This is a genomic window from Pseudarthrobacter sp. 01T43 (assembly GCF_056398665.1).
Map to the genome: position 1 here is coordinate 98,453 of NZ_JBFTPV010000001.1, position 15,005 is coordinate 113,457.

12 protein-coding genes are annotated in these 15,005 nt (G+C 67.7%); 8 read left to right on the forward strand and 4 right to left on the reverse strand.

Annotation, left to right across the window (positions count from 1 at the left end):
* The 3 genes from AC1DIM_RS00440 to AC1DIM_RS00450 all read left to right on the forward strand — a co-directional run bounded on the left by AC1DIM_RS00440 (position 1) and on the right by AC1DIM_RS00450 (position 2,880).
* On the forward strand, positions 1-1,341 hold the full coding sequence (locus AC1DIM_RS00440; protein WP_477708530.1) for a hypothetical protein: 1,341 nt from the start codon (positions 1-3) through the stop codon (positions 1,339-1,341).
* An 83-nt stretch (positions 1,342-1,424) separates the two neighbouring features.
* The gene (locus AC1DIM_RS00445) at positions 1,425-2,042 is read left to right on the forward strand and encodes a hypothetical protein (protein ID WP_477708531.1); all 618 of its coding nucleotides are present in this window, start codon (positions 1,425-1,427) and stop codon (positions 2,040-2,042) included.
* An 88-nt stretch (positions 2,043-2,130) separates the two neighbouring features.
* Positions 2,131-2,880, forward strand: a complete 750-nt coding sequence (locus AC1DIM_RS00450; RefSeq protein WP_477708532.1) for a YcnI family copper-binding membrane protein — start codon at positions 2,131-2,133, stop codon at positions 2,878-2,880.
* Positions 2,881-2,992: 112 nt separating this feature from the next.
* On the opposite strand, the gene AC1DIM_RS00455 is transcribed toward AC1DIM_RS00450, so the two are convergent.
* Positions 2,993-3,229, reverse strand: coding sequence for a hypothetical protein (locus AC1DIM_RS00455; protein ID WP_477708533.1), 237 nt, complete (start codon positions 3,227-3,229; stop codon positions 2,993-2,995).
* Between the two features lies 1 nt (position 3,230).
* Here AC1DIM_RS00455 and AC1DIM_RS00460 point away from each other — a divergent pair, with 1 nt between their 5' ends.
* Genes AC1DIM_RS00460 through AC1DIM_RS00475 form a run of 4 tightly spaced genes read left to right on the forward strand, consistent with a single transcriptional unit; the run spans position 3,231 to position 11,259 of the window.
* Positions 3,231-3,626, forward strand: coding sequence for a DUF4232 domain-containing protein (locus AC1DIM_RS00460; RefSeq protein WP_477708534.1), 396 nt, complete (start codon positions 3,231-3,233; stop codon positions 3,624-3,626).
* Positions 3,627-3,686: 60 nt separating this feature from the next.
* Positions 3,687-5,171 carry an FAD-dependent oxidoreductase gene (locus AC1DIM_RS00465; protein WP_477708535.1) on the forward strand — a complete coding sequence of 495 codons (1,485 nt, stop codon included), beginning with the start codon at positions 3,687-3,689 and terminating at the stop codon, positions 5,169-5,171.
* 56 nt (positions 5,172-5,227) lie between these two features.
* The gene (locus tag AC1DIM_RS00470) at positions 5,228-10,348 is read left to right on the forward strand and encodes a DNA glycosylase AlkZ-like family protein (protein ID WP_477708536.1); all 5,121 of its coding nucleotides are present in this window, start codon (positions 5,228-5,230) and stop codon (positions 10,346-10,348) included.
* Between the two features lie 35 nt (positions 10,349-10,383).
* Entirely contained in the window at positions 10,384-11,259 is an 876-nt protein-coding gene (locus AC1DIM_RS00475) for a DNA-formamidopyrimidine glycosylase family protein (protein WP_477708537.1), read from the forward strand.
* Between the two features lie 11 nt (positions 11,260-11,270).
* On the opposite strand, the gene yczE is transcribed toward AC1DIM_RS00475, so the two are convergent.
* Entirely contained in the window at positions 11,271-11,903 is a 633-nt protein-coding gene (gene yczE / locus AC1DIM_RS00480; protein ID WP_477708538.1) for a membrane protein YczE, read from the reverse strand.
* Positions 11,904-11,964: 61 nt separating this feature from the next.
* Between yczE and yczR the strand changes: the two genes are divergently transcribed.
* On the forward strand, positions 11,965-13,593 hold the full coding sequence (yczR, locus tag AC1DIM_RS00485) for a MocR-like transcription factor YczR (RefSeq protein WP_477708539.1): 1,629 nt from the start codon (positions 11,965-11,967) through the stop codon (positions 13,591-13,593).
* Between the two features lie 37 nt (positions 13,594-13,630).
* Here yczR and AC1DIM_RS00490 read toward each other — a convergent pair whose 3' ends face one another.
* Together AC1DIM_RS00490 and AC1DIM_RS00495 are read right to left on the reverse strand one after the other, a co-directional pair.
* Positions 13,631-14,323, reverse strand: coding sequence for an SRPBCC family protein (locus AC1DIM_RS00490; protein ID WP_477708540.1), 693 nt, complete (start codon positions 14,321-14,323; stop codon positions 13,631-13,633).
* A complete protein-coding gene (locus tag AC1DIM_RS00495) occupies positions 14,313-14,978 on the reverse strand; it encodes a helix-turn-helix domain-containing protein (protein WP_477708541.1) in 666 nt (221 codons plus the stop codon). The genes AC1DIM_RS00490 and AC1DIM_RS00495 overlap by 11 nt, the downstream gene beginning before the upstream one ends.
* Positions 14,979-15,005: the final 27 nt, after the last annotated feature.

Below are 15,005 nucleotides of genomic sequence, written 5' to 3' on the forward strand. Positions count from 1 at the left end.
TTGGCGAAAAAGACCGGCAGGTCCAAGACCAAAAGCAAGAACCAGCGGCACCTCAAGGCAGTGCCGCCAGCCCCCAAGATGCCCCTGCAACTGGTCCTGAACCATCGGGCCGTTGATTCGATGGCTGTTGAGTTCATTCAATGGCACGGCGCTGAATCCCCCGATCCTGCCGAGGCCTTCGAATGCCTCGAACTGGTCAAACTCTTCCTCACGGCCCGGCACGCCATCGACGGTTCAAGCTCTGCCACAGAGATTCCCGGAGAAAGCGTCCAGCCCGCGGTTGAATCGGTCATTGCAGCATTGGACCCGGAACAGGCTGAGGAGGCCCTGGACGACTTCTACTTCGCCCTGCACGCATTCGCCCACTTCCTCAGGGGGACCGGCCGTTGGACAGGGACGGAAGACGCCTACGAGGAACTTCATTCGGTGCTGGGCAGCGGCATCGACGCGGCAGCCCCGGGCCTTCCGGACATCCCGGTGCCTCAGCTCAGCGGTGAGGAGCAGGACGCCGCATTCAAAACCATGCCCCTGATCCAGCGGGCGTCCTCCCTCCTGGACTGGCTGGGCACCGGCAAGGAAGTCACGGCCACCGGTGCCCTGCGGCTCAAGGACATCGAGGCGGCCGCTGCCGCCGTGGAGGTGCAGGCCCGAGGCAAACGCGGGGCACGGACCGTCGGGGCCCGCGAGGAGCTCGAGGTTTCCGGCCAGCCGGACGCGCCCTTGGAGGTGAGCACCATGTTCGACGTGCCGGTGCTCCGTGAAATCTGGGCGGCGCTGGTCGGCGCCGGCCTCATCACACTCAGTTCCACCCGTGCCGTACCAGGCCCCGCATTGACCGCCTGGAACAGTGCCAAGGTCGACGAACGGCTGGACATGCGTCGGATGCTATGCGTGGTCCTTTTAGTCCGGATTCTCAGCGAATCGGACGACGCATGGGACCGGGAAACGGTGTCGGAGACGCTTTGCGCCATCCTCGCCTACGGCACAACTGATGACCCGGTACCCGTGGCCCACCTCGAAAGTCTGGCGGCGATGGACCCGGAACCATTCCTCGGTGACACCGAGTTTGCGGATCCGGAGCTGGCCGAGAGCGGCCTCGAAGAGATCTATGCATCGTTCGCAGCGTTGGAGGCCCAGCAGCGGCTGTTGTTGCTGGCGGAGTTGGGGCTGGTGGAAGCCGGGACTGACTATCGTGTTCCGCCGGTGGCCATCCAGTGTGTGGACTTGGCCTTGGGTTTCCTGAATCCTGCTCCCGAACCAGCCAACGGTCTGGAGTCCGGGTCCAACGTTGTCCCCCTGCATGGCCCGTCACACACTGGCCGTCCGACCAAAAATAGATAGAATCTGAACGTCGTCGTGCAGCGTTGCAGGGACCTGCAGCGCGCCGACGCCTCAACCGGCAGCACCGAAACAAGGGAGGAACAGTGCGCGCTCACCACGCCCGGGCACCCTTCCATTTCCTGCGCGCTGCCTCGCTCTCCACGGGGATCCTCACGCTTGCCGCCGGGGCCCACGTGCTGGGCGGCGGCGATCTCCCCGCCCCGGAAATCCTCCTCGCGGTACTGGCCCTTTCAGTCTTGGCGGCCACCACAGCCACCCGGCTGAAGCTGGATTTCGCGGCGATGATCGCCGTGCTGGGAGCCGGACAGTTCGCCTTGCACGAAGTCTTCACGGCGTTCAGCACCCCCGTGGTGGCCTCCCACCCGGCGACAGACGCCCACCACTTTTCCGCCGCAGCGCTACCTGCCCTCGACGCCGCCGCGCACGTCCACGCCCTGGCCAGCCCCACGAGCATCCTGATGCTTGCGACCCATGCCCTGGCCACCGCCGCGTGTGCGCTCCTGCTCGCCAAAGGTGAGGCCGCCCTCTGGGCCCTCGCTGCCTGGCTCAAACCCCTCGTCCGGCTCCCCGAAGCAGTAACGCCCGACGCCGGCACCCCCCGGGCGGTGCCCCACACCCCTGCGGTTCTCCCCCACCGCCCTTGGCGGAACCTCAGGCAGGACAGCCGACGCGGCCCGCCTTCCGCCGTCGTTCTTCCCTGACCCGGCCCGTACCGGACTTCACCGGCTGGCGGGCCTCATCCCGTACTTCCGCATGCCTGCAACAGGCATGCGTCCGAAAGGCACACCCATGAACACCACCGCACTTCGCCGTACCCTCACCCCTGCAGCCGCGGCTGCCGGCGCCGCCGTCCTCCTGCTGGCCGCCGCCACCGGCGCGTCCGCCCACGTAGGCGTTACCCCGGACAAAACCGCGGCCAACTCCTATGCCCTGCTGACCTTCGGCATCCCGCACGGCTGCGACGAGTCCGGCACCACCAAGGTGGCCATCACGCTGCCGGCCGAACTCAACGACGCCCAGCCCACCGTCAACCCCAACTGGACCGTGGAGAAGGTGACCGAACAGCTGGCGGAGCCCAAGAAGCTGGCGGACGGCAGTTCCATCACCAAACGCACCAGCCAGATTGTCTACACGGCCAAAGCCCCGCTGGACCACTCACTCAGGGACGCCCTGGTGCTGTCCGTGAAACTGCCCGACGCCGCCGGCACCACGCTCTACTTCCCTACCCTGCAAAGCTGTGAGACGGGACAGACTGACTGGTCGGAGATCGCCAAGGACGGCCAGGATCCGCACTCCCTGAAGGCGCCGGCGCCGTCCATCACCATCTCCGCAGCTGCGGACGCCCATGCTTCGGCTTCCCATGCGGTTTCCACGGCCTCCACTCCTGAGGCAGACACGGAGCAGGCAGCCGCGGTGACCAGCAGCGGTGCCGACGCCCGCAGCTGGGCAGGCCTGGCCGCCGGGCTCGGTGGACTGGTGTTGGGCGGCGTAGCCTTCGTACGCAGCAGCTCGAAGCGTAAGGCTGAGTCTGCTTCGTAACGTTGGCGGGTCTGATGCCCGGATCATTACGATCCGGGCATCAAATCCCCACACCGACCCGTGGCATCGTTGACTCCGGTCACAGCAACAACAAAGGTTATGCCATGACGTCTCAGCGCATTTCACAAGGGTTTTTGGTTACGACGGCGGTCGCCGCGGCAGCACTGATGCTCACCGCGTGCGGTTCAAGCCAAGCGCAGCCGCAAGGATCCTCGGCACCCGCCACCGGCACAGCCAGCCCCGCCGCTACCTCGGCGGCTCCGACCCAGTCCCAGTCACCGACGTCGTCGTCGTCGTCGTCCGCGCCCACCAGCATGTCGGCGGGCCCCTCGCTGTGCAAGGCTGCCACTTTGTCCGCCGCCACCGACGCCACCGGCGGCGGGGCGGCGGGCAGCGTTTACATGACCCTCACGCTGACCAACACCGGCTCCGAGCCGTGTGTCCTGAAGGGATTCCCCGGCGTCTCCCTCACCGCGGACGCCAACGGCGAACCCATCGGCGCCCCGGCGAAACGCGACGAGTCAACACCTGTTGCGGATGTTCTGCTGGCGCCCGGCCAGGGCGGTAAAGCCGTGCTCCGCTACACCCACGCAGAAAACTACTCAGACTGCACCCTGACGCCCGCGGCCGGTTACCGGATTTATCCCCCGGAGGACACTGCGTCCCTCTTCCTGGCCCAGCCCACCCAGGCCTGCAGCAACGCAGCCATCGAATTGCTGACTATCGGAGCGTTCCAGCCGGCCTAGGCTGTTCCAGGCGGCCGGACCTATGGGCGTAACCGTCAGTGATAAGTACACTTAGCTTTCATGATGTCCCTCTGGTTGGACCGCGAAGAGACCTTCAGTTCTGACCCTTTCAGGGCCGGCGCAGAGTATGACACCGTGGTCGCGGGCGCCGGCCTGACCGGCCTGGTCACAGCGTTGTTGCTTGCACGGTCGGGGCAGCGGGTGCTGGTGCTGGAAGCCCGGTACCCGGGTGCCGTGACAACGGGGAACACCACGGCCAAGGTCAGCGTCCTGCAGGGAACCGTCCTGGGCTCGTTGTCGCGGCAGTATTCGGACAAGCAGGTCCAGGCGTACGTTGAGGCGAACCGTGAGGGGCAGGCGTGGCTGCTGCGCTACCTCGACGAGAACGCCCTGCCGTACCAGCGCCGGGACGCCTACACCTATGCCACCACCGGCGACGGGGCCGAGCGGCTCCGCGAGGAACTCATTGCGGCAACCACGGCAGGACTCAACGTGGAGTACGTGCTCGACGCCGGCCTTCCCTTCCCCATCCAGGGCGCCCTCATGCTGGCCGACCAGGCCCAGGTCAATCCCATGGACGTTTTGGACGGCCTGCTGCTGGACGTCCGCGCCCGCGGCGGCAGCGTGGCGGGCGGGGTCCGGCTGCAGGACGTGACCGGGCGTGGACCGTTGACGGTCCAAACCGATCATGGCAACGTCTCGGCTGACCATGTCGTTCTGGCCACCGGGACCCCGGTACTGGACCGGGGCCTCTACTTCGCGAAACTGAAGCCGCAGCGGTCCTACGCCGCGGCGCTTGAGCTGCCGACCGGGCTGACACCGCCGCCAGGAATGTATCTCTCCGCCGAAGATCCCACGCATTCCCTCCGCGACTATGAAGCGGACGGCCGCAGGCTCCTGCTGGTGGGCGGGCACGGGCACCACGTGGGGCGGACGACGTCGGAAAAATCCCACCTTTCGGGCCTTCTCGACTGGGCCGGCACCCACTTCCCCGGCGCCGCGGCCACCCACACCTGGTCGGCCCAGGACTACCAGGCCACCAACCTCATGCCGTTCTTTGGCAAGCTGCCGCGGGGGCGGGGAAGGATCCTTTTCGGCACCGGCTACAACAAGTGGGGCATGACCAACGCCGTGGCGGTTGCCCTCGGCATCTCGGCCGAGATCCTCGGCGGAAAGATCCCCTGGGCGGACACCATCCATCACCGCATCACCTCGCCCGCCGGCGCTGCCCAGGCCGTTACCCTTAACGCCAAGGTGGCTGCGACCCTCGCCACCGGCTGGGTGAAGCTCGCCTCCGACGGAACGCCACCGCCCGACGACGCCGGGAGGGTTTACCGCGACGGTGCCCGACCGGTGGCTGTCTCGACCGTCGGGGGAACCACGTGCAGGCTCTCCGCCGTCTGCACCCATCTCGGTGGCATTGTGCACTGGAACGACAGCGAACGGACGTGGGACTGCCCGCTCCACGGCTCCCGCTTCAACAGTGACGGGCAGCTCCTCGAAGGCCCTGCCACCAAGAACCTTCCGCCGGCAGGGAAGGGTTGATTCGTCCGGCGGGAGGGCCCGGCAATCCTGTCAGCGGGGTAGGGCATGATGGAGGAATGCAGGAGCAGCAACCGCCGGCAGCGGGCCCGGGCGCCCTTACCGGCACTCCCATGGGCCGGTTCAGCAGGCCCACCCGGGACTGGTTCCTCGGTGCCTTTTCGGAACCAACGCCTGCCCAGAACGGCGCCTGGAACGCCATTTCGTCTGGCTCGCATGCCCTGGTGGTAGCCCCGACCGGCTCCGGAAAGACCCTCGCCGCGTTCCTGTGGGCCCTGGACCGGCTGTTGGTTTCGGCTCCTGCCCCTGACCCTGAATTGCCCGGCCTGGATGCCCCGGCCGCCAAAGGCAGGCGGCCGCGTCCGCCCAAACGGAAGACGCGTGTCCTGTACATCTCGCCGTTGAAGGCCCTCGGGGTGGACGTTGAGCGGAACCTGCGCGCGCCGCTGATCGGGATCACGCAGACGGCCAAGCGGCTGGGACTGCCTGCCCCGCTCATCACGGTGGGGGTCAGGTCCGGTGACACCACCGCGTCGGACCGCCGCTCGCTGCTCAGCAACCCGCCGGACATCCTGATCACCACACCGGAATCGCTCTTCCTGATGCTCACGTCCAAGGCAAGGGAAACCCTCACCGAGGTGGACACCATCATCGTTGACGAGGTCCATGCGGTCGCGGGCACCAAGCGTGGAGCCCACTTGGCGGTTTCATTGGAACGGCTTGACGCCCTCCTGCCAAAGCCCGCCCAGCGGATCGGCCTGTCTGCAACCGTGGAGCCCCGGGAGCTCGTGGCCCAGTTCCTGGCGGGTTCCGCTCCGGTGGAAGTGGTGGCGCCTCCTTCGCGGAAAACCTGGGACCTGACCGTTTCCGTGCCTGTGGAGGACATGTCCGACCTTCAGGGCGCGGCGGGGGCCTTCGACTCCGGGCCGGCTTCGGGGCTGCAGCCGCAGGCGTCCATCTGGCCGCATGTCGAGGAAAAAATCGTTGACCTGGTGCTGGCCAACCAGTCCACCATCGTGTTTGCCAACTCGCGCCGCCTTGCTGAGCGGCTCACGGCCCGGCTCAACGAGATCTACGCCGAACGTCAGCTCGTGGCAGCCGGTGGTGGCTGGGGAGACTCTGATTCTCCGGAATCTCCCGCCGGCGGCGCGGCCGGAGGTGTATCGGCGTCTGGCCGCGGCCCGGCCTCCGGTGGAGTTCCGGTCTCCACAGCCACACCCGCCCACATGATGGCGCAGGCCGGCAGCACCGCGGGAGCAGATCCGTTGCTGGCCCGCGCGCACCACGGCTCAGTCTCCAAGGACCAACGCGCCCTCATCGAGGATGACCTGAAGTCCGGCCGGCTCCGCTGCGTTGTGGCCACCTCGTCCCTGGAACTGGGCATCGACATGGGCGCCGTGGACCTGGTGGTCCAGGTGGAGTCCCCGCCGTCAGTGGCCAGCGGCCTGCAACGCGTGGGCCGGGCAGGCCACCAAGTCGGCGAAATCTCCCAAGGTGTGCTCTTTCCCAAGCACCGTGCAGACCTGGTCCACACCGCCATCACGGTGGAGCGGATGCTCGAGGGAAAGATCGAGCGGCTGTTCGTACCCGCCAATCCCTTGGACATCCTGGCCCAGCAGACCGTTGCTGCCACCGCCCTGGGCAGCATCGACGTGGAGGAATGGTTCGCCACGGTCCGGCGGTCAGCGCCCTTCGCCTCCCTCCCCCGTTCAGCCTTCGAGGCGACGCTTGATCTGCTGGCGGGGCGCTATCCCTCTGACGAATTCGCCGAACTGCGGCCGCGGATTATCTGGGACCGCAATGCGGGCACCATCGAAGGCCGGCCGGGCGCCCAGCGGCTGGCCGTCACCTCCGGCGGCACCATCCCGGACCGGGGACTGTTTGGCGTCTACATCATCGGCACCGAGGTTGAGGGCTCGGCCTCGCCTTCCGGTGACGGCAAGACTTCCACCCCGTCCCCCGCCAAAGGCGGGCGCCGCGTGGGCGAGCTGGACGAAGAGATGGTCTACGAGTCCCGGGTGGGCGACATCTTTGCCCTCGGTGCCACGAGCTGGAAGATCGAAGACATCACCCATGACCGCGTCCTGGTCTCCCCCGCCTTCGGCCAGCCAGGCAAGCTCCCGTTCTGGAAAGGCGACTCGCTGGGCAGGCCGGTGGACCTGGGCCGCGCCCTGGGTGCGTTCGTCCGCGAACTCTCGGCGTCCGACGTCGGCCCTGCCACCGAGCGCTGCACGGCCAGCGGGCTGGACGCCTTTGCCGCGAACAACCTTATCCAGTACCTGAGCGAGCAGAAGCTTGCCACCGACGTTGTCCCGAGCGACACCACCCTGGTGGTGGAACGGTTCCACGATGAACTGGGCGACTGGCGGGTCATCCTCCACAGCCCGTTCGGCATGCCCGTCCACGCGCCGTGGGCACTCGCCGTCGGGCAACGGCTCCACCAGCGGTACGGGCTGGACGGCTCCGCGATGGCCGCGGACGACGGCATCGTGCTGCGCGTCCCCATGATGGAGGACGAACCGCCCGGGGCCGAGCTGTTCATCTTTGATCCCGAGGAACTTGAGCAGATTGTCACCGCGGAAGTGGGTGGCAGCGCCCTGTTTGCCTCGAGATTCCGGGAGTGCGCCGCGCGTGCCCTGCTGCTGCCCCGCCAGACGCCGGGCAAGCGGCAGCCGCTGTGGCAGCAACGCCAGCGGTCGGCACAACTGCTCGACGTCGCGCGGAAATATCCCACGTTCCCCATCGTTCTGGAGACCGTCCGCGAGTGCCTCCAGGACGTGTACGACCTGCCGGCGCTGAAGGACATCGCCGCCTCGGTGGAACGCCGCGAGCTGAGGATCGTAGAGACCACCACCCAGCAGCCGTCACCGTTCGCCAAGTCCTTGCTGTTCGGGTACGTGGCGCAGTTCCTGTATGAAGGTGACTCGCCGCTGGCCGAACGCCGTGCGGCTGCCCTGGCCCTGGACTCAACCCTCCTGAATGAACTGCTCGGGCGCGTGGAACTCCGCGAACTGCTCGACGCGAAAGTCATCGACGCCACCGAGCTCGAACTCCAGCGGCTTGCGCCGGACCGACGTGCCCGCGGCATGGAAGGTGTTGCGGACCTGCTCCGGCTGCTGGGGCCGCTGACGCCCGCGGAAGTTGCCGCCCGGTTGGACCCGGAAGTTGAAGCGGCCGCAACCGTGGTGGTTGAGACAGCCCCGCTGGTTGAGCCGGCCCTGCTGGGAGAGCCTGCCCCGGAGGGTGAGGGCTCCCCGGTGGTTGCGCCTGTCGAAACCCCGCATGCCGATACCGCCCTGGCCGCGTCCCACCTGGCGGCACTGCAACGGGCCGCACGCGCCATCAAGGTAAACCTCGGCGGGGCTGAGCGCTATGCCGCCGTCGAGGACGCAGCCCGCCTGCGCGACGCCATCGGCGTGCCGCTACCCATGGGTGTCCCGCTCGCTTTCATCGAACCCGTCGCTGACCCGCTCGGCGACCTCGTCTCCCGGTATGCACGCACGCACGGACCTTTCACGGCGATGGAAGCCGCGGCCCGGCTGGGCCTCGGCGTCGCCGTAGTTGGCACTGCGCTGAAGCGGCTAGCTGCCGATGGCCGTGTGGTGGAAGGCGAGTTCCGTCCGCACGTCACACCGCCGGAAACCCTTGCCGCCGCCGAACCGGACGGCCAGCCCCAGCCGGTCACGCAGGAACAACAACAGGAAGCACAGACGCCCACCACCAGCGAGTGGTGCGACGCCGAAGTGCTCCGGAAGCTTCGGCGTCGTTCGCTGGCGGCTTTGCGTGCAGAAGTGGAACCGGTGGACGCCGCCGCCTACGGGCGTTTCCTTCCCGCCTGGCAACACGTCCGCACCCCGGGGTCCGGACGCGGGCAGCCGTCCCTGCGGGGACTCGATGGGATTGTCACCGCAATCGACCAACTGTCCGGCGTGCCGATACCCGCGTCGGCGTGGGAGCCGCTGGTGCTGGCGAGCCGGGTTTCCAACTACCAGCCCGCCATGCTGGACGAACTTATGGCCGCCGGCGAGGTCCTCTGGTCCGGGGCGGGCGCCCTCCCCGGCAATGACGGCTGGGTGAGCATGCATCTGGCCGATTCCGCCGACCTGACGCTAAACCCGGCCATCGAGTACAAGCCGGGGGATGCCCAACAGCGTTTGCTCGACCACCTTCGCAACAATGGCGGTGGCTATTTCTTCCGCCAACTGACGGACGTCGCAGGCGGCATGGACTCCGTCCTCAGCGACCGGGACGTGGTCTCGGCATTGTGGGATCTGGCCTGGGCTGGCCGCGTCACCGGGGACACTTTTGCGCCGGTCCGTGCCCTGATCGCCGGTGGCCATACCGCCCACAGGCAGGTGGCGCGCGCACCCCGGGCCCGTGCACCACGGCTGAGCAGGCTGGGCCGCTCCCACGGCACCGGCCTCTTGGGCTCTTCGGGGTTGGGCTCGCCCGGCCTCGGCGGCGGCAGGTACGGCTCCTCGGGCAGCGCAGCAGCCACCCCGCCGCTGGCCGCCGGACGGTGGTCGGCGCTGCCTTTGCCTGAACTGGATGCCACCATCCATGCCCGTGCCACAGCAGAATTGCTGCTGGACCGATACGGCGTGGTGACGCGGGGATCGGTGATGGCGGAACAGATCCTTGGCGGTTTTGGCCTGATGTACAAAGTCCTGGCCAGGCTGGAGGAGGCCGGCCGCTGCCGCCGCGGATACTTCATCGAGCATCTCGGCGCTGCCCAGTTCGCCGTCCCGGCAACCGTGGACCGGCTGCGCTCCTATTCCGAGGACAGCCAACTGGCGAAACCGGAACCCATCGCCCTGGCACTCGCCGCCACCGACCCGGCCAACCCGTACGGTGCAGCCCTGGCTTGGCCGGCCCTCAACGAGGAAGCCGGCACCGGCCACCGGCCAGGGCGGAAAGCCGGTTCCCTGGTAGTGGTCGTGGACGGCGCCCTCATTCTCTACGTGGAGCGCGGCGGCAAGACCCTGCTGGCATTCAGCGATGACGATGCCATCCTGTCCGCCGCCGGCGCCGCACTGGTTGGGGTGGTCACCCGCGGTGCTGTGGAAAAGCTGATCATGGAGAAGGTCAACGGTCACGACATCCTGGACACCGCCGTCGCCAGAGCGCTCGCTGCCGCCGGCGCCTACTCCACTCCCAAGGGGCTGAGGATCCGTGCCTGAGATCCGGAAGATGCAGTCCGGGGAAGTGAGGATCCGTGCCTGAGGGAGATTCCGTTTGGCGGGCGGCCGCCCAGCTGCACCAGGCCCTGGCCGGGCAGACTCTCACCGGGTCCGATTTCCGCGTGCCACGCTTTGCCACCCTCAACCTCGCCGGCTGGACCGTGACCGAAGTTGTGCCGCGCGGCAAACACCTCCTGATGCGCGTGCAAGGACCGGGCGAACATGGCGGGGGCGAACAGGACCCGGAGCGGCGAAGGCTGACCATCCATTCGCACCTGAAAATGGAAGGTGCCTGGCAGGTCTACCCGTCCGGCGGACGCTGGCGAAAGCCGGGATTCACCGCACGTTGCGTGCTGCGCACTGCGGTGGCGGACGCTGTCGGCTTCTCCCTGGGGATTGTGGAAGTGGTCCGCACCGCAGATGAGGACACGATCGTGGGTCATCTGGGACCGGATCTGCTCGGCCCGGACTGGGACCTGGCCGAAGCGGAACAGCGGATCCGCGCGGCGCCGGAGGTGCCCATCGGTGTTGCCCTCCTGGACCAGCGCAATCTGGCGGGCATCGGCAACATCTATCGCTGCGAAGCCTGCTTCCTGTCCGGGGTGCACCCGGCAACACCCGTCTCCGGTGTCCAGGACCTCCGGACGCTCATGACGGACGCCAAGCAACTGCTGGAAGCAAACCTCGGCCCCGGACGCCGGGTCACCATCCTCAATCCCCGCGGGATGCCGGTGGGACGAATGGCCGGAAGGCCGGGCTACTGGGTTTACCGCCGCGAACACCAGCCGTGCCTCAAATGCGGCACCCCCATCCGCCGTGCGGTACTGGGAAAGCTCAACGGCGAGGAAGAACGGGACATCTACTTCTGCCCGAAGTGCCAGCCGCCGGTGGATGAGCCCCTGGTGGACTAGCCGCTGGTGCCCTAGGACCGAAGTGCGTCACTTTCCCGGGGCTCGGGCGCCACGGCTTCCTTCACGGGAGCCGGCACCATAAACCAGGGCAGCAGCAGTTGGACCAGGGGCCCGATTGCCAGGGCGTAGACCACGGTGCCCACGCCCACGGAGCCGCCCAGCAGCCACCCGATGCCGAGAACCACCACCTCAATCAGGGTGCGCGCGATCCGCACGGACCAGCCAGTCCGCCGCGCCAGTCCCGTCATCAGGCCGTCCCGGGGGCCCGGACCGAACCGCGCCCCGATGTAACAGGCGGTTGCAATGCCGTTTAGCACCACGGCCCCGACGAGCATCGCGATCTGGCCGCCCAGGTGGGAGAACTCCGGGATCAGCGCCAACCCGACGTCGGCGAAGACACCCACCAGGACCGCGTTGGCCAGCGTTCCGAAGCCTGGCTTCTGCCGCAGCGGGATCCACAGCAACAACACCACGAAACTCGCGATGACGACCACCGCGCCGATACTCAAACCGGTCCTGCCCGCAACGCCCTGGTGGAAGACATCCCAAGGGTCAAGGCCCAGGCCTGCACGGATGAACAGCGCCAGCGAGAGACCGTACATGGCCAGGCCGATAAGAAGCTGAAGGATTCTGCGGGTCAACATGACCACAACCCTGCCAGAAAACTGGCATTGAATTACATAGCCAGTTTGAGATACTGGCTTTATGTCTGCCTCCCTCAACCCGTCCGCACTGGCACGCCTCCTCGGCGAGTGGCACCTCGGCGCCGCGCCCGCGTACCGCGAGTTGGCCGACGTCGTCCGCCTCCTGGTCCTGGACGGCCGGGTGGCCCTGGATACCGCGCTCCCGAGCGAGCGGGCCCTGTCGGAGGTACTGTGCGTCAGCCGGACCACCGTGACGGCCGCGTACGCCCTCCTCCGCGAGGAGGGATTCCTCAGCAGCGGGCAAGGCTCGCGGGGCCGGACCCGGATTCCGCGCATGACGCCAAGGAGACCCGGAATGTTCAGCGGCCCGGCGGCGACTACTCCTGGCAGCCCGGCGCTGACGCTCGGGCACGAATCCGCCGAACTGGAATTTGCCGCTCCCGGGCTCGCGGCACCCGGGCTTGCCGCACCCGATGGACTGATCGACCTCGCCTACGCATCGCTGCCAGCGAGCGGCGAGGTGGTGCATCGCGCGTTCGCGGCAGCCCTCACCGAACTGCCCGCCCTCCTGCCGGGTTTCGGCTACGACGCCATTGGCCTGCTCCCCCTGCGCGAGGCTGTGGCTGCGCGCTATACCGCTGCAGGCGCGCCCACCACTGCCGAGCAGATCCTGGTGACGTCGGGAGCGCAACACGCCTTGAACGTCATCATCCGGGCGCTGGCCGGGCGGCAGGACAGGGTGCTGGTGGAGCACCCCAGCTACCCGAACGCATTGGATGCCATCCGGGCCGCGGGCTGCCGGGCCATCCCTGTCGCGTTCACTTCAGTGCGCGACACCGGGTCAATGCACGACGCCGGCGCCAGCCGCGGTGCCGGCGCTGCGGGATTCCCGGGCGGTCCGCCCGGTCCGCCCGGTCCGGCGTGGGACATGCACGCCCTGCGCGCCGCCATGATTCAGCAGCGCCCCAAGATGGCGTACGTTGTGCCGGACTTCCACAACCCCACCGGGCAACTGATGCCGGACAGCCAGCGCCGCCAACTGGTCCGCATGGCAGCGGACACCGGTACCGTGCTGGTGGTTGATGAAACGCTTCGGGCGTTGAACCTCGACGGCGCCGTGACCACTCCCGTGGCTGCCTTCAGTCCTGCGGTGGTAACCATCGGCTCGCTCAGTAAATCCCACTGGGCAGGTCTCCGGACGGGCTGGATCCGCGCGTCGGAAGCAATGATCCAGCAGTTTGCCGCAGCACGGTCGTCCCTGGATTTGGGCGGCCCGGTCATGGAACAACTGGCTGCAGCCCACCTGGTCCGAGCACTGGACGAACCGCTTCCCGTCCGGCTGGGCGCCCTCCGGGACAGCCGCGCCGCCGTGCTGGAACTGCTGGCCGGACACCTCCCGGAATGGCGCACGGAACACCCGGCCGGCGGGCTCTCCGTCTGGTGCAGGCTGCCGGCGCCCATCAGTACCGCACTGACGGTTATCGCCCCGGACTTCGGCATCAGGCTGGCCGCCGGTCCACGCTTCGGCATGGGAGGCGCCTTCGAACGCTACCTCCGGGTGCCGTTCACCCTGCCGCCGGAACAGCTGGAGACGGCAGTCCTGGCCTTGTGCTCCGCCCAGGGAAGGCTCCAGGCCGCCCCGCAGCTCCGCCAGACCCTCAGGAATGCCCCGGCCGTGGCCATCGCCTGAGCCTGCGACACGAAAAGATACGGAATCGGCTGCTGCCCTACGCGTAAACCCGTTCGAAGAATCCACTCCAGGCGCTGGCAGTGGCGTCCGAATCGCCGTTGCCGCTGAAGTCGTGGACCGTCATGCCCACCGGCGCGCCGAAGGCGTTGCGGCCGAAGAACCGGTACATCGCGTCGGCGGTCCGGAGCCCGAGGAAGTGCTCGTTGATGAAGTCCACTTCCCCGGTGAGCCGCCCGACGCCGTCGACCTCCACGTGCACTGCGGAACCCTGGGCGGCAGAGTCCACACCGAGGGCTTTCTTCAGCCGGTCGAATCCGTCCGGCGTTTGCGAGGCCGCGGGCCCCTGGATGTCCGTGAACACCACCGGCCGGGTGTCGAAGTGCGCCAGGTACTGGCCCAGTGTGTGGAGGTAGAACTCGGTGTGCTTGCTGGCGCCGTCGTACTGCTCATCCCAGTTGTCGGCGAAAATCCCGCTGTGGACGTAGTGCAGCCGGGCGCGGCCGCCGTCGAGCGGTTCAAGGACGTGCTCCAGTTGGTTGAACCAGCCATCAGGGCCATCCATCCGGGAGACCAGGTGAGAGGGATATTCCTGCACCGTTTTGACGTCCGGCCACTGGTCGGTGGGGAACATCCACGCCGGAGTGCCATTGGTCACGGCTTCCCAGACGCGCTCGGGAGTGCCCGGCAGTTCGGTGTCGTAGACGATCTCAAATTCGCGGTTATCTGTCATTGTCCTGCTCCTTCGCTGAGGTGGTTCTGGTAGGGGTCTTGAGGAAGGGGTGAAGCGCGACGACGAGCCGGTGCTTCCGTCCGTTGGCCGCCCGGGTGCCGCCCGGTGGAGCGCCTGACCCGTTTACTGGCGCGCCGCCGTCGTGGTATTTGTCCACCAGCCGGGCCACGGCAACACCGAGTTCCTCGGCAAACGCGGCCCGGTCCGCTGCGGTGCGGAAGGTGATCTCGCCGTCGATCGCGAACGTGGCCAGCTTTTGCCGCGCCGCGGCCGCGCCGGCGATCAGCTTGCCCACCTCTTGAACCATCCGGCCGGCGAGCGCCAGCAGCCAGAAGGCCGAGAAGCGGTCCGAGAACCGGTGCGGATCCGGCGCCACCGACGCAAGCGCCACGGGGGAAATCAGGTAGGAGGCCGCCGTCGCCTGGAGGACACGTTCGGTGACGTTCCCCTTGCGCCGCTCCTCCACCAACTCCACCAGCCCGTGGCGTTCGAGCGCTTTGAGGTGGTAGTTGACCTTCTGCCGCGGCAGGCCAACCTTCGCGGCGAGCTGCGTGGCTGACCCGGGCTCCGCCAACTCCCGGAGGATCYGCGTGCGGATCGGGTCCAGCGACGCTTCCGCCGCTGCCGGGTCCTCGATCACTTCGATGTCCAACATGCTTCCAGTATGCTTACCGACAACTTT